Annotated in this window: 16 protein-coding genes; 9 read left to right on the top strand and 7 right to left on the bottom strand. The window is 73.5% G+C overall.

What is annotated here, in order from left to right; genetic code table 11:
• Positions 1-15: 15 nt before the first annotated feature.
• The gene (locus SALPAC2_RS0109385; protein WP_018216404.1) at positions 16-1,098 is read right to left on the bottom strand and encodes a polyprenyl synthetase family protein; all 1,083 of its coding nucleotides are present in this window, start codon (positions 1,096-1,098) and stop codon (positions 16-18) included.
• A 181-nt stretch (positions 1,099-1,279) separates the two neighbouring features.
• On the opposite strand from SALPAC2_RS0109385, the gene metF reads away from it, so the two are divergent.
• Both metF and SALPAC2_RS0109375 read left to right on the top strand, forming a co-directional pair.
• Entirely contained in the window at positions 1,280-2,197 is a 918-nt protein-coding gene (metF, locus tag SALPAC2_RS0109380; RefSeq protein ID WP_018216403.1) for a methylenetetrahydrofolate reductase [NAD(P)H], read from the top strand.
• Between the two features lie 44 nt (positions 2,198-2,241).
• The gene (locus tag SALPAC2_RS0109375; protein ID WP_018216402.1) at positions 2,242-2,931 is read left to right on the top strand and encodes a CDP-alcohol phosphatidyltransferase family protein; all 690 of its coding nucleotides are present in this window, start codon (positions 2,242-2,244) and stop codon (positions 2,929-2,931) included.
• A 135-nt stretch (positions 2,932-3,066) separates the two neighbouring features.
• Here SALPAC2_RS0109375 and SALPAC2_RS0109370 read toward each other — a convergent pair whose 3' ends face one another.
• The 6 genes from SALPAC2_RS0109370 to SALPAC2_RS0109345 are packed head-to-tail and all read right to left on the bottom strand — an operon-like array spanning position 3,067 to position 8,438.
• A complete protein-coding gene (locus SALPAC2_RS0109370; protein ID WP_018216401.1) occupies positions 3,067-4,554 on the bottom strand; it encodes a phytoene desaturase family protein in 1,488 nt (495 codons plus the stop codon).
• Positions 4,555-4,563: 9 nt separating this feature from the next.
• The gene (locus SALPAC2_RS0109365; protein WP_018216400.1) at positions 4,564-5,691 is read right to left on the bottom strand and encodes a glycosyltransferase; all 1,128 of its coding nucleotides are present in this window, start codon (positions 5,689-5,691) and stop codon (positions 4,564-4,566) included.
• 52 nt (positions 5,692-5,743) lie between these two features.
• Complete coding sequence (locus SALPAC2_RS0109360; protein WP_018216399.1) at positions 5,744-6,622, bottom strand: carotenoid biosynthesis protein; 879 nt, start codon at positions 6,620-6,622, stop codon at positions 5,744-5,746.
• Positions 6,619-7,188: a GNAT family N-acetyltransferase gene (locus SALPAC2_RS0109355; RefSeq protein ID WP_018216398.1), complete on the bottom strand. Its 570-nt coding sequence runs from the start codon at positions 7,186-7,188 to the stop codon at positions 6,619-6,621. The genes SALPAC2_RS0109360 and SALPAC2_RS0109355 overlap by 4 nt, the downstream gene beginning before the upstream one ends.
• Positions 7,185-7,943 (bottom strand): monooxygenase, encoded by a 759-nt coding sequence (locus SALPAC2_RS0109350; protein WP_018216397.1) that lies wholly within the window; start codon positions 7,941-7,943, stop codon positions 7,185-7,187. The genes SALPAC2_RS0109355 and SALPAC2_RS0109350 overlap by 4 nt, the downstream gene beginning before the upstream one ends.
• A 6-nt stretch (positions 7,944-7,949) precedes the next feature.
• The gene (locus SALPAC2_RS0109345; protein ID WP_018216396.1) at positions 7,950-8,438 is read right to left on the bottom strand and encodes a YbaK/EbsC family protein; all 489 of its coding nucleotides are present in this window, start codon (positions 8,436-8,438) and stop codon (positions 7,950-7,952) included.
• Between the two features lie 562 nt (positions 8,439-9,000).
• On the opposite strand from SALPAC2_RS0109345, the gene SALPAC2_RS0109340 reads away from it, so the two are divergent.
• The 7 genes from SALPAC2_RS0109340 to SALPAC2_RS0109310 all read left to right on the top strand — a co-directional run bounded on the left by SALPAC2_RS0109340 (position 9,001) and on the right by SALPAC2_RS0109310 (position 17,688).
• Positions 9,001-9,450 (top strand): SAV_6107 family HEPN domain-containing protein, encoded by a 450-nt coding sequence (locus tag SALPAC2_RS0109340; RefSeq protein WP_018216395.1) that lies wholly within the window; start codon positions 9,001-9,003, stop codon positions 9,448-9,450.
• Positions 9,451-9,576: 126 nt separating this feature from the next.
• Positions 9,577-10,359, top strand: a complete 783-nt coding sequence (locus SALPAC2_RS0109335) for a hypothetical protein (protein ID WP_026184570.1) — start codon at positions 9,577-9,579, stop codon at positions 10,357-10,359.
• Positions 10,356-11,942, top strand: a complete 1,587-nt coding sequence (locus SALPAC2_RS0109330) for a DNA polymerase Y family protein (RefSeq protein WP_018216393.1) — start codon at positions 10,356-10,358, stop codon at positions 11,940-11,942. The genes SALPAC2_RS0109335 and SALPAC2_RS0109330 overlap by 4 nt, the downstream gene beginning before the upstream one ends.
• Before the next feature lie 24 nt (positions 11,943-11,966).
• Positions 11,967-15,341, top strand: a complete 3,375-nt coding sequence (locus tag SALPAC2_RS0109325) for an error-prone DNA polymerase (protein ID WP_018216392.1) — start codon at positions 11,967-11,969, stop codon at positions 15,339-15,341.
• A 98-nt stretch (positions 15,342-15,439) separates the two neighbouring features.
• Positions 15,440-15,619, top strand: coding sequence for a hypothetical protein (locus SALPAC2_RS0109320; RefSeq protein ID WP_026184569.1), 180 nt, complete (start codon positions 15,440-15,442; stop codon positions 15,617-15,619).
• A gap of 63 nt (positions 15,620-15,682) precedes the next feature.
• Positions 15,683-16,453 (top strand): methyltransferase domain-containing protein, encoded by a 771-nt coding sequence (locus SALPAC2_RS0109315; protein WP_018216390.1) that lies wholly within the window; start codon positions 15,683-15,685, stop codon positions 16,451-16,453.
• Positions 16,450-17,688 (top strand): alkaline phosphatase family protein, encoded by a 1,239-nt coding sequence (locus SALPAC2_RS0109310; protein ID WP_018216389.1) that lies wholly within the window; start codon positions 16,450-16,452, stop codon positions 17,686-17,688. Before SALPAC2_RS0109315 ends, SALPAC2_RS0109310 begins: the two co-directional genes overlap by 4 nt.
• The last annotated feature ends 43 nt before the right edge of the window (positions 17,689-17,731 follow it).

The raw sequence follows: 17,731 nt of genomic DNA, 5'->3' as shown, positions 1-17,731 counted from the left end.
CGGACGGGGCGGGGGTCAGGCAGGGCGGCGGGTGGCGGCGATCGCGAGGTCGGCCAGGGCTTGGTGCGCCTCGGTGTCGAGGTCAACGGTGGACAGTGCGGCGAGCGCGGTGTCGGTGAGCTCCTGGATCCGCTGCTCGGCGCGGCCGAGCGCGCCGCTGGCTCCGATCAGCTGCCGCAGCCGGGCCACCCCGGCGTCGTCGAGGTCGGCGTCGCCGAGACCCTCGAGCAGCACCTCCCGGTCGGCGGTGCCGACCATCTCCAACGCCGCCGCCACCAGGTAGGTCCGCTTTCCCTCGCGGAGGTCGTCGCCGGCTGGTTTACCGGTCTGCGCCGGGTCACCAAAGATCCCCAGCACATCGTCGCGCAGCTGGAAGGCCTCACCCAGCGGCAGCCCGTACGCCGAGTACGCCGCGTGGACCTCGGGGGCGGCGTCGGCCAGTGCGGCGCCGAGTAACAACGGGCGTTCGACGGTGTACTTCGCCGACTTGTAGCGGGCGACCTTCCCGGCCCGTTCGACCGACGTGTCCCCGGTGACCTGGGTCAGTACGTCGAGGTACTGACCCACGGTGACCTCGGTCCGCATCTGGTCGAATACCGGCCGTGCCCGGGCGATGGTGCGCGGGTCCAGTCCGGCGGAGTGCAGCAGCTCGTCGGACCAGACCAGGCACAGGTCGCCCAGGAGAATGGCCGCCGCGTCACCGAAGCCGTCCGCGTCTCCGTCCCAGTCCGCCGACCGGTGCCGGGCGGCGAACCGCAGGTGCACCGCCGGCTCACCTCGCCGGGTGTCCGAACGATCGATCAGATCGTCGTGAATCAAGGCGCTGGCCTGCACGAACTCCAACGCGGCTAGGGCGGTTGTCACCTGTTCGGTGTCGATTCCACCGGCGCCCCGGTAGCCCCAGTAGGCGAAGGCGGGCCGTAGCCGCTTGCCGCCGCCGAGGACGAATGCCTCGACCGCGTCGGCCAACGGGGCGAGGGAGGCGTCAACATCGGTCATCCAGGCACGTCGGGTCACCAGGAAGTCGGCCAGTGCCTTGTTGACGCGTTGCCGAAGCCCGGCACGGTCCACCGGGGAGACAGGAGCAGCGTAGGTCACGCCCTGACGCTAGCCGGTCGCGACGGCTGGTTACCCACCGGCGGCCTGGCGACGCGCCGGTCCCGGTCGGGCGGTGTCGACTGTGCCGTGTTGCGGGGTGTCGGCCGCGCCGTACCCCTTGTCATCGTTTGCGACGGGGGAAGGTCTAGGGATCGCGGCCCGGCGCCGCTAGAGTCATGGCGTGGCGCTTGGTCTTCCATCGGTTCTCCCCAATCCGCAGTCGGCGATCGGGGAGCTGATCCGCGACCGCCGGCCGACCTTCTCCTTCGAGTTCATGCCACCGAAGACAGCGCAGGGCGAGCGGCTGCTCTGGCAGGCCATCCGGGAGCTGGAGTCGCTGCGCCCGTCGTTCGTCTCGATCACCTACGGCGCCGGTGGCTCAACTCGGGACACGACCGTAGCGGTTACCGAACGGGTCGCCACCGAGACCACGTTGCTGCCGATGGCACACCTGACCGCGGTCAACCACTCGGTGGCCGAGCTGCGGCACGTGATCGGACGGTTGGCGGCTGCGGGCGTGCGTAACGTGCTCGCCGTGCGCGGCGACCCGCCCGGCGACCCCACCGGCGAGTGGATCCCCCACCCGGATGGTGTGGACTACGCGGAAGACCTGGTCCGCCTGGTCCGTGACGCGGGTGACTTCAGCGTCGGCGTTGCCGCCTTCCCGTACAAGCACCCCCGCTCGCCCGACATCGACTCCGACACGGCGTACTTCATCCGCAAGTGTCGGGCGGGAGCCGATTTTGCGATCACTCAGATGTTCTTCGACGCGGACGAGTACCTTCGGCTGCGGGACCGGGTGGTAGCGGCGGGCTGCGACACGCCGATCATCCCCGGTGTGATGCCGGTAACGAAGATCAGCACTATCGAGCGGTCGGAGCAGCTTTCCGGCGCGCCTTTCCCGCCGGCTCTGGCCGCACGCTTCGAGCGGGTCGCGGACGACCCGGAGGCAGTCCGCCAGCTCGGCGTCGAGCAGGCCAGCGAGATGAGTCAGCGGCTGCTGGACGAGGGTGTTCCCGGCATCCACTTCATCACCTTCAACCGGTCCACCGCGACCCGGGAGATCTGGCGGAATCTGCGAGTCAGTACCCCCGGGTGAGCAGACGCGCCACGACACCGCGCGATCGGTGCGACGGTTGATCCGTGGTGGGCAGACAGCTGAACTGGGACCAGTACGCCACGGCCTGGGCGCGACTGCACGGTGGGTTCGATCCGCGCACCGCAGCCCCGCCCGTCCGGGCCTGGCTGCGCCTCGCGTACCACGGGGGCTACGTGCTGGGTCGGCTACGGGTCACCCCGACCGCGGTGACCGTCGCCGGGGTGCTGCTCTGCCTCGGCGTGCCGCTGGTCGCGGTACGCCCGCAGGACGGGCCGTTTCTCGGCGCGTTGCTGGTGCTGCTCGCCTCAGTGGCGGACAGCCTCGACGGCGCGGTCGCGGTGGCGAGTAACCGCACCACCCGGCTCGGGTACGTCTACGACTCGGTGGCCGACCGGCTCGGCGAGGCGGCCTGGCTGGTCGCGTTCTGGCTGCTCGGCGCGCCGGGCGTGCTGGTGGTCGCCGGTGGCGCGCTCTCCTGGCTGCACGAGTACGTGCGGGCCCGGGCGACCTCCGCCGGAATGCGAGAGGTCGGTGCGGTGACCGTGGGGGAGCGGCCGACCCGGGTCGTGGTGGCCCTCGTCGGCCTGCTGTTGGCCGGGCTGGCGGGGTTGATCGCGCCGGACCTGACCGCGGGCACCATCACCATGGCGACCGCGGTCTGGGCGTTGCTGGCCGGCTTCGGCCTCGGACAGCTACTGGCCGCCGTCCGGGGCGCACTGATCAACGCCAGCTGACGCTCGCGCCCCACCGGAGGCGCCGGTGAGGCCGGGACCCGCGCGGGTGGGCGCCGGCGAGGCCGGGAACCCCGCGGGTAGGCGCCGGCGAGGCCGGGACCCTGTGGGTGGGCGTTGGCGGCTCGGGCCGGCCCGCTACCAGGCAGGGCCGATGGAGTCGGCGACGATCTGGGCGGAGAGGGCGACCATCGGCAGCCCGCCGCCCGGGTGGCAGGAGCCACCGACCAGCCACAGCCCGCGGACCGGCCCCCGGTTGGGCGGGCGGAGCAGGCCGCCCGTGGTGCCGTAGATGGCTCCGCCCGGTGTGCCCGTCGCCCTGCCCAGATCGGCCGGGGTACGAATCTCCCGGAACAGCAGCCGGTCCCGTACGTCCACCCCCCGCGCGGCCAACACGTCCAGGATCCGGTCCGCGTACGCCTCGGCGAGGCCGGGGCGCCGCCAGTCGACAGCACCGGCGGCGGTGCCCTGCCGAGCGGCGTTGACCAGCACGAACCATGCCTCGTGCCCAGCCGGGCGGACCGTCTCGTCGGCGGCCACGGTGACGAAGACCGCCGGGTCCGGGGCCGGGCGCGCCCGAACCCCCCGCCCGGGCGCCCCGAAGACCGCGTCGAACTCGCTGTCGTAGGCGTCGGGGAAGAAGACGTTGTGGTGGGCCAGCCCGGAGTCCCCGCGTACGCCGAGCAACAGCACGAAGCCGGCGAGGCTGCGGTCGGTCAGCGTGGCCAGCCGTCGCGGGGTGGGCAGCAGGTCCCGGTAGAGGGTGAGCGCGTCAACGTTGGACACCACCACATCGGCCGGCACCGGGGCGCTCGCGCCGGCGAGGCGTACGCCGTGCACCCGTCCGCCCGCCGCGTCGATCCGGGTGACCCGGACGCCGGTCCGTACCACCACCCCGAGCTCCCGGCAGCGGGTCAGCAGGGCGTCGGCGAGGGTGCCCAGGCCACCGCGGAGGTACCAGCCGCCGAAGGCCAGCTCGGCGTACGGGACGGCGACGAGGGCCGCCGGCGCCCGGCGCGGGTCAGTTCCGGCGTACGTCGCGTACCGGTCGAGCAGCATCCGGAGCCGGGGGTCGGACAGGTGGGCGCGGCCCAGTCCCCGTAGCGTCCGGCCCGGGCCGATAGCGGCCAGGTCACCCAGCCGCCAGGCCAGCATCGCCAGGTCCCGGGGTGAGTCGACCCGGCGGCGTAGGACATCGCGTTCCGAGGCCGTCCAGACCCGCTCGGCACGTCGCCAGAGGCGCCGCCACTGGGCGGCGGCCCGCTCACCGAAGGCCGCGCCGACGCGGGCGGCGAACTCGTCGGAGTCGGCGCACGAATCGAGCGTTGGTCCACCCCGGGGGAAGACGTGTCGCACGATCGGGTCGAGCGGGACCAGGTCCAGGTATTCGTCGAGCTTCGCCCCGGTCACCTCGAACAGGTCGTGGAACACCTGGGGCAGAGTCAGCAGGCTGGGCCCGGTGTCGAAGTGGAAGGGGCCGGCGGGTGTGTCATGTACGTACCGGCCGAGCTTGCCGCCCACCGTGTCACCCTGCTCCAGGAGGGTGACCTGGTGCCCGGTGGCGGCCAGCCGGGCGGCGGTGGCCAGGCCACCCACCCCGGCACCGACGATCACGATCCGCGCCATGGGTGCCTCCTAGCCGACCGGACGGCCCCGCCAGCTCAGGCGCCGTCGCTTCCGCAGATGGTACGACCGCAGGGTCAGCCAACCGAGGACCGCTACCGACGCGGGGTGCCCCAACGCGTCCGGCCACCACCGGCCGCCGGTCGCCCGGGCGCTGACCACCCGCCCACCGACCCCGAGCAGGTAGGCCCCGGCGGCGACGGCGGCCGTCCCCGGCGCACCGCCGACCAGCGCGGCCACGACGACCAGCGCCGGGGCGGTGTAGAGCAGTAGCAGCAGCGCGACCACCGCGGCTGCCGCCGAGGGATGACCGAACGAGGCCCACAGCGACTTCGAGTAGCCGTCGCGCAGCTGTGGCCAGTCGTCGTACATCCGGCAGGTGGCCAGTTGTGAGCCGTCGGCGAGGGCGATCTGGCCGCCGGACCGCTTGACCGCCCGGGCCAACTCGACATCCTCCAGAACCCGGTCGGACACCGCCGCGTGGCCACCGGCGGCGGTGTATCCGGCCCGGTCCACGACCAGGAACTGCCCACCGGCCGCGGCCAGGGACGGCCGGGCCGACCGCTCCATCGCGGCCAGCGGCAGGAACGTCAGCCACAGCCACTGCAACAGCGGCTGAACCAGTCGGTCGGCCACCGTCGTGACCAGGATCCGGGGGTACGGCGACAGCAGCGCCACCCGCGCGGCCCGTAGCTCGCCGACCGCCGCGGCCACGGCGTGGGGGGCGAGCACCACGTCGGCGTCGACGAAGACCAGCACGGTGGCCGCCGGGTCGGCCCGGGCGGCGAGTTGCCAGCAGGCGTGCGGCTTGCCCAGCCAACCCGGCGGTGGAGCGTCGCCGTCGAGCAGGGTGACCCGGGGGTCGTCGCCGGCGACCCTGCGGACGACCTCGTGGGTGCCGTCGGTCGACCCGTCGTCGAGCACCACGATCTGTAGCTGCGGCACACCGCGCTGGGCCAGCAGCGCGCGCAGGCAGGGGGTGACTCGGGCGGCCTCGTTGCGCAGCGGCAGCAGCACCGCCACCGGTTCGGTCACCGTCGCCGGCGTCCCGACCGGGCGGCGCAGCCAACGGCCCGCGTTGACCAGGGTGTGTGTGGTCAGCGTGGCCACGCCGGCCAGGACCGCCAGCAACAGGATCATGCCGGCACCCCACCTCGGTGGGGGCCGGCGGTGCGACACCGGGCCGGATCGCTCATACCGACGTGTCGGCGCGTCGCCGCCGGTCCGCTGGTGTCCTCCGGCCGCGTCGGTGCAGCAGCGTCGGCCGGCCGCGTCGGGGCAGCAGCGTCACCGCCAGCGGCACCGCGGTCAGCGCCATAACCGCGGCGCCCCACCCGGCCGAGGCGGGTAGGCCGAGGAAGACGGCGTGGGCCAGCACGCTGGAGCCGTACGTCCACAGATAGAGCGCGAGCATCGGGGCGTCGCGGCTGTCGGTGGTGGCGACGGCGGTGCCGGCCAGGGGCCGCAGGGCGGCCATCACCAGCACCGCGAAGAGCAGCCAGCCCAGGTAGTTGCTGATGGGGATGCCGGGCAGGCCGGGCAGCGCGGGGGTGGCGTTCCGCCAGACCCAGTGCCCCTCGGCGACCATCTGCGGGTCGAGGAAGAGATCCCAGGCGGCCAGCCCGACCGCTGCCAGCGCGATTCGGCGGACAGCTGGCCCGGTGCCCCCGGCCGGCCCACCCCCGGTGAGGCGGACCGCGGTCAGCCAGGCGGGCCAGGCCATCCAGGTCCAGGCGAGGGGGATGATCAGCGGTACTCCGGCCAGCTTCGGCCCGAGCTGCTCCGCGTAGACGTAGCTGCCGAACGGGAACCCGGTGGCCACCCCGAGCGCCTCGATGGCGAAGCCACCGCCGGTGACCACGGCGAGCAACGCCGCCGCCGTCCGGGGACCCCGGCTAAGCAGCGCGTGGCCGACCGAGAGCAGGTAGCCGAGCAGGACTGTGGCGACGGTCAGCCGGGCCCGGGTCTGCCCCGTGGTCAGGGGGTAGCAGATCTGCACCAGCACCAGCACCGCCAACAGCGCCCAGACGGTCCGGAGGGCCGGCCCCGGCAGGGCGGTGGGCCGGGTCATGCGGGTGCTCTCCCGGCGGCGGTGGGGGAGGGGAGCGGCAGGTCTCGACCGAGTACCCCGAACAGGCGTTCGTCACCGGGGAAGCGGAAGTCGCGCAGGACGTCGACGAAGCCGAAGCGTCGGTACAGTCGCCAGGCCCGGGAGTGCTGCTCGTCTGCCTCCGGGGTGGACAACAGCGTGGTGCTCCCCTCCGCTATCCCGAGCAGGGCGCGCAGCTGGCTGGCGCCCAGCCCGTGCCCCTGCGCGGGCGGTCGGACGTGCAGCTCGACCACCTCGAAGCAGCTGGCCAGCCAGCGGCGGCGGGTGGCCGGGTCCAGCGTCCGCCCCACCTGGTCGTGCCACCACTGGCCGGGCTTCCCGTGGTACCCGTAGCCGAATCCGGCCAGGTGGCCCTCGGAGGTGAGGCTGGCGACGGCGCGGAAGCCGGGGCGGCGGACGTGGGAGGCGATGTAGCCGCGCCGCGCCCTGAGTAGATCGGCGCGGTACCCCATCGCCTCGCCGTAGACGGCCACCACGTCGTCCAGCCGCCGAACGAGGTCGTCCGGTGTCCACCGCACCAGCCTCATGCCGTCCCCACCTTCGTTCCGCCGTCCGTGGTCCAGCCCAGCACCGTCCGGTCACCGACCACGTCGCGTACCTCGAACCGGGCGAAGAGCTCCTCCGCGTACCACCCCTCGGTGGTGGTTCGCCTGATCGCGGCACGATGCTCGGGGTGACGGTACGCGAATGCGACCAGCTCCGCCGGGGTGCGCCACACGCTGACCGTGCCCTGCCAGCCCAGCGGCGCCTCGCCGACGCCGAAGCGGGCGAGTAGGCCGGGTGCGGTGTGCAACGCGCGGGCCACCGGGGGTACCGCCTGCCAGAAGGTGACCGCCCGGGCGGGGCGGAGCCGGGCCCGGGTCAGTGCCAGCACCGGGCCGTTGGGTCGCCCGCCTGGTGGGTCGCCGAAGGGCCGCCGGCCGGACCACTCGCCCCGGCTGGTGAGCGGGCGTAGGTCGATTCGGACGGCGGCGCGGGCGATACGTGCCCAGGCCCGTCCCACCGGGGAGGCGGCGAAGCCGGTGGCCGCGGCGGGAGAGTCCCACACGGTCAGCGCCGCCCACCGGGTCAGGTCCGCGTCGCGTGGACCGAAGCCGGTGCCGGTCCCGGTGCCGAGCAGTTTGGCGAAGCGGACGCCGGGCAGCGCGCGGAGCCGGCGCGGGTCGGCTGCCATCCGGGTCAGCGCCCGGGGCAGCCCGGCTCGGCTGGTCCGCCACACATGCAGGGTGACCAACTCGGGGACCGGCGCCCGGCGGCTGACCGGGCGTGGCTCGTTCGACAAGCCCGCTCACGCCACCTCGGCCGGTGTGCCGCCGGTTACCCGCAGCAGCTCCGGATAGGTGGTGGGGAAGACCGCGCGGGGTACGCCGCCAGCGGCCCAGATCTCGTCGTATTTGTCGAGGGTGGTGTCCACCAGGGTGCGCAGCGGCCGGGGGTGACCGACCGGGGCGACTCCACCGATGACCTGTCCGGTGTGTTCGCGGACGAACTCCGGCGTGGCCCGCCGGAGTCGGGTGACGCCGATCGCCGCGGCGAGGCCGACGGTGTCCACCCGGTGCGCTCCGGAGGTCAGCACCAGCAGTGGCCCGTCGGCTGTCTCGAAGACCAGGGAGTTGGCGATCTGCCCGATCTCGACATCGAGGGCGGTGGCGGCTGCCGCGGCGGTGTGGACGGCATCGGGCAACAGGCGAACCAGGCTGGGTGCGCCAGCACCGTCGAGTGCGCCAGCGGCGTCCAGCGTCTCCTGCGTCGCTCGTACTTTCGGGTGTGGGTGCATCCGGCCATTCTTCCCGGTGAGTCCCGGGCGCCTTCGTTGACCACGCCAGCGGTGGTGGCCGGTGGGCGGCGAGCCCGAGGTGGCGACCACGGGCGGTCCGGCCGCCAGGGTGACTGCGGTGGGTGCGGCGGGGTGCGGTGGCCGGTGACCCGTCCGACGTGCGGCGACGTGTGGCACACGTTGTGTTTTTGTCGGCGGGAGGGTGTACTGTCAGCAGTAGTTAGAACGGGTGTTCGATACGAGGTTTGCTTCGCATGCTCGTTCCGACGGTCGGAGTGGTGTTTCGCGGCGCCGCTCCGGGCGGGTGCGGCGCCGCGGGTCGCGCCCCAGGGCCGTGGGCGGTCGCGAGCCCCGACCCATCAGGCGGGAGCGTCGCCCGCCGCCCTCGACCCCCGGGCGGCGGGCGACGAACCTGCTGGTCATGCCGGCCGGGTGTGGTGTGGGGAAGCGTCCATGCCCGGCCGGCCCCGCCGGTGCGTCTTCCTCCGCACCACTCGACCCGGCGGTCCGCCGACGGATCAGGTCCGTCGGGTGGCGCCTCGGCCCCTGGAGGAGACAGCGCATGCCGATCAACCCAGCTCCCGTGCCGACGGTGCCGGCTCACGTACTGCCGCAGCGCACCCCTGTCCAGCTCGTCACGGTGGCCCGTTGCGGGCTCGTCGAAGCTGCCCGTACCGGCCCCGACGGTCTTCGCTACGCGGCGGCCCACCTGGCGGCTCTGCGGGCCGCCGCGGCGCTGCTCGCCGTCCACGCTCGCCCCGTGCCGACTCGGCGTAGCCGGGTTACCAGTGTCTGGGCCCTGCTCTCCGGTGTCGCCCCCGAGCTCGACGAGTGGGCCCGGTTCTTTGCCCTAGCCGCCAGTAAGCGCGCAGCTGCCGAGGCCGGCATCCCGCGGGTCGTCACCGCCCGGGAGGCCGACGACCTGCTGCGTGCCGCCGAGGAGTTCGTGCTGGTGGTGGAGGCCGCGTTGGGGGTGGTGCAAGCGCCACCCCCGGCGGGCCGGGCGGCCTGAGTCGCGGCGACGCCGAGGGTGCTGGTCGCAGCAGAGGGGTTCTTTCAATAGGCCCGTTTTGTGAGTTCTTGAGCTATTTGTAATGCGCTGGTTCATCAGTACAACAGCACGACAGGGGGTAGGTCGATGGCGGGCCGCATGGTGGTCGGTTCCGCCGCGTTGGCGGGTCTGGTGCGTCCGGCGAGTGCACCGGACCCGATCGGGGGGCAGCGGGTGCTGCCGGTAGCCCCCGAGCTGACCGGCCTGCTGCCCAACCGGGGGCTACGCCGCGGCAGCACGATTTCGATCGCCGCTGGCCAGCCCCGGCACAGCGGCGCCACCTCCCTGGTCCTGGCGCTGCTCGCCGAGGCGTCCCGGGCCGGCTCGTGGTGCGCCGTGGTCGGGGTGCCGACCCTCGGGGCGGTCGCCGCCGCCGAGCTCGGGATCGCCCTGGACCGGCTCGCCCTCGTGCCGCATCCAGGACCCGAGTGGGCCACCGTCGTCGCCACGCTGATCGATGGGGTGGACGTGGTGGTCGCCGCCGTCCCGGCCGCAGTGTCCGCATCGGTCGCCAGCCGGCTGGCGGCTCGGGCCCGGCAGCGGGGCAGCGTCCTCGTCCCGTACGGACGGTGGGACGGCGCCGACCTGACCCTTCGGGTGACCCGGGGAGTCTGGCAGGGAGTCGGTGTCGGCCGGGGCCGGCTGCGGCGGCGGGAGGTCACCGTGGCGGCGCGGGGCCGGGGCGCCGCCACCCGTCCCCGGGAGGTGACGATCTGGCTGCCCGGTACTGGTTCGACCCAGATGGTTCCGGACTCGACCCGTGGTACCCGGGCGGCTCCGCCCACTGGGCGATCCGGTGCCGGGCGACTCCGGGCGGTGCCACCGGCCACCGACGCGCCCGGGCCGCTCACCCTGGCTGGTTCGGCATGACCGGGCTCCGCACGATGGTGCTCTGGTGCCCGGACTGGCCGGTGGTCGCCGCTGAGCTGGTGGAGGGGGTGCCCAGCACCGACCCGGTCGCGGTACTGCACGCCAACCGGGTGGTCGTCTGCTCCGAGCCGGCCCGGGCCGAGGGAGTGCGTCGGGGACTACGGCGGCGGGAGGCGCAGAGTCGCTGCCCCCGACTCACCGTCGTCGCCCACGATCCCGCCCGGGACGCCCGAGCGTTCGAGCCGGTGGTGGCCGCAATCGAGGAGTTGGTGGCCGGGGTGGCGGTGGTCCGTCCCGGGATGTGCGCGGTACCGGCCCGGGGCCCGGCCCGCCACCTCGGCGGTGAGGAGGCGGCGGCGGAGCGAATCATTGAGCACGTCGCCCAGGCCTGTGCGGTGGAGAGCCAGGTCGGCATCGCCGACGGGGAGTTCGCCGCCGGGCTGGCCGCCCGCAGCGGCCGGGTGGTTCCCCCGGACGGGACGCCCCGGTTCCTCGCCGACCAGCCGGTCGAGGCGCTCGGTCGACCGGCCCTGGCCGACCTGCTGCGTCGGCTCGGTATCTGCGCCCTCGGCGACTTCGCCGCGCTGCCCCCCGGCGACGTGCTGGCCCGATTCGGCGCCGATGGTGCGCTGGCCCACCGGCTGGCCATGGGCCGGGACCACCGCCCGCTCGCGGTTCGGCAGCCCCCGGTGGACCTGACGGTCACCGTGGACCAGGACGAACCGCTCGACCGGATTGACGCGGCGGCCTTCGTCGCCCGCGCACTGGCCGAGCGGCTGCACGACCGTCTCGCCGCGTACGGGCTGGCCTGCACCCGCCTCGGTATCGAGGCGGTGACCGCGCACGGTCAGGAACTGCACCGAACCTGGCGGCACGACGGTCTGCTCACCGCCGCCGCCATCGCCGACCGGACGCGGTGGCAGCTCGACGGGTGGCTCTCCGGTGGCCGGTCGGGTGCCGAACCGGTGCGGCCCACCGCCGGCATCGTCCGGCTACGGCTGGTGCCCGACGGGGTGGTCGCGCTGGGGGCCCTCCAACCCGGCCTGTGGGGGGAGGCGGGGGAGGAGCGGGACCGGGCGCACCGGGCGTTGAGCCGGATCCAGGGTCTCCTGGGCCCTGAGGCGGTGGTCACCGCGGTACTCGGCGGTGGGCGCTCCCCGGCCGACCAGGTACGCCTGGTGCCGTGGGGCGATGAACGCCGGTCGGCCCGCCCCGGGTCCCCCACGTCGGGGTGGTTGCCGGGCCGGCCGGGGGAGCCGCCGTGGCCGGGCCGGCTGCCACCGCCGGCGCCAGCGGTGGTGCTCCCCGAGCCGCTGGCCGCTACCGTGCAGGACGCCGTCGAGGAGCCCGTCGTGATCAGCGCACGTCTGGCGGTGAGTGCGGCACCGGTGTGGCTCACCATCGGGGCCGGCCGGCCGGTGGCGATCATCGGATGGGCTGGTCCATGGCCGGTTGACGAGCGGTGGTGGGAACCGGCGGCGGCCCGGCGGCGGGCCCGGTTCCAGGTCTGCCTCGCTGATGGTGCCGCCCTGCTGCTCGCGGTCGAGGGGGGCCGGTGGCTGGTGGAGGCGAGCTATGACTGATCCCGGTGGCGTCGGCGGGCACCGATGAGCTTCCACAACCCGGATTTGCCGTGGTCGGAGCTGGAGCGGGTGCTCAGCGGCGAATCCACTCGGGGGCAACGTCGTACCCGCGACCGCGAGCGGCATCTGCACGTGGTGGACCCGCTGGCGGTGGAGGCCGACGGCGGCGATGCTCCCGCGCGGGCCGGTAGGCGTCCGTACCATCCGCCGCCCGCGACAGCCCGCCCGGACGATGTGGTGCCGTACGCCGAGCTGCACACGCACACCAACTTCAGCTTCCTCGACGGTGCCAGCCACCCGGAGGAGTTGGCCGAGGAGGCTGCCCGACTGGGGCTCACCGCGCTCGCGGTGACCGACCACGACGGTTTTTACGGCGTGGTGCGTTTCGCCGAGGCGGCCCGTGCCCTGCACCTGCCGACGGTCTTCGGCGCGGAGCTCTCCCTCGACCTGCCGGGCGTGCCCGACGGCGAGCCGGACCCGCCCGGGCGGCACCTGTTGCTGCTCGCCCACGGCCACGAGGGGTACGCCCGGTTGGCCGCCACCATCTCCCGAGCCCAGCTACGCGGTGGTGAGAAGGGCCGTCCGGTCTACGGGGAGTTGGCGGAGGTCGCGGCCGAGTTGCGGGACCACGTGCTGGTGCTCACCGGCTGCCGCAAGGGTCACGTACCGGCTGCGCTGCTCACCGAGGGAGTTGACGCGGCGGCCCGGGAACTGGACCGGCTGACCGCGCTGTTCGGCGCGGAGATGGTCGCGGTGGAGTTGACCGACCACGGCCACCCGGTCGACACCGACCGCAACGATGCCCTCGCCGAGCTGGCGGCGGCCGCCGGGCTACCGACGGTGGCCACCAACAACGTGCACTACGCCACTCCGGGGCGGCGTCGGCTGGCCACCACCCTCGCCGCGGTCCGCGCCCGCCGTAGCCTGGACGAGATCGACGGCTGGCTACCCGCTGCCGGCACCGCCCACCTGCGCAGCGGCGCCGAGATGGCGGCCCGGTTCGCCGCCTATCCGGGGGCGGTGGCCCGAGCCGCCGATTTCGGCGCGGAACTCGCCTTCGACCTACAGCTCGTCGCCCCGGCGCTACCGGCGTATCCGGTGGGTTCTGGGCACACCGAGATGAGCTGGCTGCGTCATCTCACGGCGCGGGGGGCACGCGAGCGCTACGGCCCGCCGGAGGCGCACCCCGAGGCGTACGCGCAGCTTGAACATGAGCTGAACATGATCGAGGAGCTGGGCTTTCCCGGCTACTTCCTGGTGGTCTACGACATCGTCACGTTCTGCCGGGAGCAGGACATCTACTGTCAGGGCCGCGGGTCGGCGGCGAACTCGGCGGTCTGCTACGCGTTACGGATCACCAACGTTGACGCGGTCCGCCACCGGCTGCTCTTCGAGCGTTTTCTCGCTCCGGAGCGGGATGGGCCACCGGACATTGACGTGGACATCGAGTCCTCCCGTCGAGAGGAGGTGATCCAACACGTCTACGCCCGGTACGGGCGGGAGCACACCGCTCAGGTGGCCAATGTCATCTCGTACCGGCCCCGGTCGGCGGTGCGGGACGTGGCGAAGGCGTTCGGGTTCTCCCCCGGCCAGCAGGATGCCTGGAGTAAACAGATAGATCGGTGGGGTTCGGTCGCCGCGGCCGATGTCGAGGGCATCCCCGAGCCGGTGGTGGCGTACGCCGACGCGGTGCAGACCTTTCCCCGGCATCTGGGCATTCACTCCGGCGGCATGGTGATCTGCGACCGGCCGGTGATCGAGGTGTGTCCGGTGGAGTGGGGGCGGATGCCCGGCCGGAGCGTGCTTCAGTGGGACAAGGACGACTGCGCCGCCGTCGGTTTGGTCAAGTTCGACCTGCTCGGCCTCGGCATGCTCGCCGCGTTGCACCACGGTTACGACCTGATCGGGGCGCGGCTCGAGCTGGGCGACATGTCCCTGGACGACGCCGAGGTCTACGACATGCTCTGTCGGGCCGACTCGGTCGGGGTGTTCCAGGTGGAGAGCCGCGCCCAGATGGCCACCCTGCCCCGGCTCAAGCCCCGCTGCTTCTACGACCTGGTGGTGGAGGTGGCGCTGATCCGGCCGGGTCCGATCCAGGGCGGCTCGGTGCACCCGTACATCCGGCGTAAGAACGGACAGGAACCGGTCACCTTCCCGCATCCGCTGATGCGTAACGCGCTGGAGAAGACCTTGGGCGTGCCGCTGTTCCAGGAGCAGCTCATGCAGCTCGCCATCGACCTGGCCGGCTTCGACGCGGCCGAGGCAGACCAGCTGCGCCGGGCGATGGGGGCCAAGCGGTCGGCGGAGCGGATGGCCCGGATCGCCGATCGGCTCTACGCCGGGATGGCCGAGCGGGGCATCACCGGTGAGCTGGCCGACGATGTCTTCCGCAAGCTCACCGCGTTCGCCAGCTACGGCTTCCCGGAGAGCCACGCGATGAGTTTCGCCTACCTGGTCTACGCCAGCTCCTGGCTCAAGCGGTATCACCCGGCACCGTTCCTGGTCGCGCTGCTCAACGCCCAACCGATGGGGTTCTACTCGCCGCAGACCCTGGTGGATGACGCCCGTCGGCACGGGGTGGAGGTCCGTCGGCCGGATGTTAATGCCAGCGGTGCCGGGGCGGTCCTGGAGTCCACCCCGAACACCCGGTGGGGAAGCCAGCCGGGGGAGCCACTGCAGGAGTGGGGGCTGGGTGGTCCGGCGGTCCGGCTCGGGCTGGGCAGCGTGCGTACGCTCGGTGTGGAGGTGGCCGAGCGGATCGAGACCGAGCGGGCAGCGCGCGGGCCGTATCAAGATATGTCGGACCTAGTCCGGCGGGCGGGTCTGACCGCCACGCAGCTGGAGGCGCTCGCCACCGCGGACGCCTTCGCGTGTTTCGGCGTGACCAGACGGCAGGCGCTCTGGAGCGCCGGGGCGGCAGCGCAGGAGCATCCCGACCGCCTGCCCGGTACCGTGCCCGGCACGGTCGCGCCGATGTTGCCCGGGATGGCGGCGGTCGATCGTCTCGTCGCGGATGTCTGGGCGACCGGGCTGTCGCCGGAGAGCCATCCGGCCCGGTTCGTCCGGGACCAGCTCGACGCTCTGGGGGCGGTGCCGATCGCCCGGCTTGCGCTGGTGGAGCCGGGTCGGCGGATTCGGGTTGGTGGGATCGTCACCCACCGGCAGCGTCCGGCGACCGCGGGCGGGGTCACCTTCCTCAACCTGGAGGACGAGACGGGGATGCTCAACGTCACCTGTTCCCCCGGGCTGTGGCAGCGCTATCGGCAGGTGGCGAAGAACAGCGGAGGGCTGGTGGTCCGGGGTCTTCTCCGCCGGCACGAGGGGGTGATCAATCTCACCGCTGATCGACTGGACCCGATTGAGCTCCAGGTTCGCCCGACCGCCCGCGATTTTCGGTGATCGTCAAGTGATTCAGGTTACGGTTTTTCGCTCTGGGCGGCGGGAGACTCCCTGTCCGCGCCGGCAACGTGGCCCGCGCGGTACGAGGGGACGAACCGATGACGGGGAATCGCGCCTACCACGGTGGGGTGGCCAACACGAGCCGGACCCGGCTCGGCGCCGGATGGGTGCCCACCCATCACGCCGAGGCCCGGGAGTACGAGATCACCGAGGGGCCGGTGGCCAATTCGGTGCGTTCGCAGCACGAGGAGGAGGCCGTCACCGGCGGCGAGTCCTGACTCGGCTCAAGTCCTGACCCGTCCCGGGTCCTGGCCGGCCGGCCGTTCCGGACGGGACTGGACGTGGTGACTAGGCTGGTCGAGGTGGAGCAGACCCGAGGGCGGCTCGCTGGCCCGCCGCTGACCCCGCGTACCGCTGTCATCTGGTCGGTGCTGCGCGCCGAGCTTGACCGCCGTGCCGGCACTGACCTGACCGTACTCGACGTGGGTGGGGGCACCGGCGGCTTCGCGGTCCCGCTGGCCCTGGCGGGGCACCGGGTGACCGTCGTGGATGCCAACCCCGACGCGCTCGCCGCGCTGACCCGCCGCGCTGCTGAGGCCGGGGTTGCCGACCGGGTGCATGCGGTGCAGGGCGACGGTGACGCGCTCGCCGGGCTCGTGGCGCCGGCCAGCGTGGATCTGGTGCTCTGTCATGCCGTTCTGGAAGTGGTTGACGACCCGGCGGCGGTGGTCGCGGCGCTGGCCGGTGCGCTGCGCCCCGGCGGGGCCGCGAGCGCCCTGGTCGCCGGGCGGGCCGCCGCCGTGCTCGGCCGGGCCATGACCGGCCAACTCGATGTCGCCGCGCTCCTCGCCGCCGACTCCTCCGGAGCCGCCGGCCCCCGGGACACGCTGCGGCGGCGCTTCGCCGCCGATGAGGCGGCCGCGTTGCTCACCGCCGCCGGGCTGACGGTCGAGGAGATCCACGGCGTACGCGTCCTCACCGACCTGCTGCCCGCCGCGGTCGCCGACGGCCAGCCCGCCGCTCTGCTGGAGCTGGAGCTGGCGCTCGCCGCCCAACCGCCCTGGCGGGACCTCGCCGCCCAGCTGCACCTGTTCGCCCGCCGGCAGGCATGACCGGCCCGCCGGAGCACATCCGCCTGCCGGGCATCCCGCCGGCGTGGGCCGGTTCCGGTTCGGCTGCCGGGGCTGACTCCGGGGCGAGCGATCCCTACGGGATCCTCGCACCCCGGTACGGCGTGGCGAGCCTCGCGGACATCCTGCCCGCCGCGCTCGCGGCACTGGGAGTGCCCGGCGCGACCGACGTGCTCGGCCTGACCACCATGCTTGACGGGGTGCGCCGGATCGCCGTGCTGTTGGTGGATGGGCTCGGCTGGCAGCAGATCCCCACCGCCACGCCGTACGCACCGGTTCTGGCTGAACTGACCGCAACCACCGGCCGGCCGCTCACCTCCGGCTTTCCGTCGACGACCCCGACCAGCCTGGTGACCCTCGGTACGGGCACTGCTCCCGGTGCGCACGGCGTGCTCGGGTTCACCCTGCGGGTCCCCGGCACCGACCGAGTGCTCAACCACATCGACTGGGCCGGCGACCCGGAGCCGCTGCGCTGGCAACCCGTCCCCACCCAGCTGGAACGGGCCCGGGCCGCCGGGGTCCGGGTGACGGTGGTGAGCCGGCCCGAGTTCGGCGGGAGCGGCCTCACGCTGGCGGCCAACCGGGGTGGCGACTACCGGGGTGCGGCGGACGTCGACGAACTGGGTCGGGAGATGCTGGCCGCGCTGGCGGCTGGCTCCGGGCCCACCCTGGTCTCTGGCTACCACCCCGACCTCGATCGGCACGGCCATCTCAGCGGGGTTGATTCGGCGCCGTGGCGCGCCGCCGCGGCCGATGTTGACCGGCTGCTGGCTCGTCTTGTGGAGGGGCTGCCGCCGGACGCGGCGTTGCTGGTTACCGCCGACCACGGTCAGCTCAACATTCCCCTCGAGCACCGGTTCGACCTGGACGCCGACCCGCGCCTGCGCGCCGGCGTGATGGTGGTGGCCGGCGAGCCCCGAGTTCGCTACCTGCACGTACGGCCCGGCGCCCGGGACGACGTGGTGGCCGCCTGGTCGGCCGTGCTCGGTGCCGCCGCCCGGGTCACCACCCGGGCGGAGCTGGTGGCGGCCGGCTGGTTCGGCCCGGTGCCCGAGGAGCACCTGGGTCGAATCGGGGACGTGGTGGTGCTCTGCAACGGCGACTACGCCGTGCTGGCCACCCGGTCCGAGCCGCCGATGGCGAGTCGGCTGGTGGCCTACCACGGTTCGGACACCGCGGCGGAGATGACGATCCCACTGCTGGTGGTCCGGGGCTGAGCTGCGGTTCCGCTGCCGCGCCGCTGGTCGGGGCGGGGATAAC

The organism is Salinispora vitiensis, from assembly GCF_000378825.1.
Taxonomy (GTDB): domain Bacteria; phylum Actinomycetota; class Actinomycetes; order Mycobacteriales; family Micromonosporaceae; genus Micromonospora; species Micromonospora vitiensis.
Note: the sequence above shows the minus strand (reverse complement) of the source record. Positions and strands in the feature narration are given on the sequence as shown.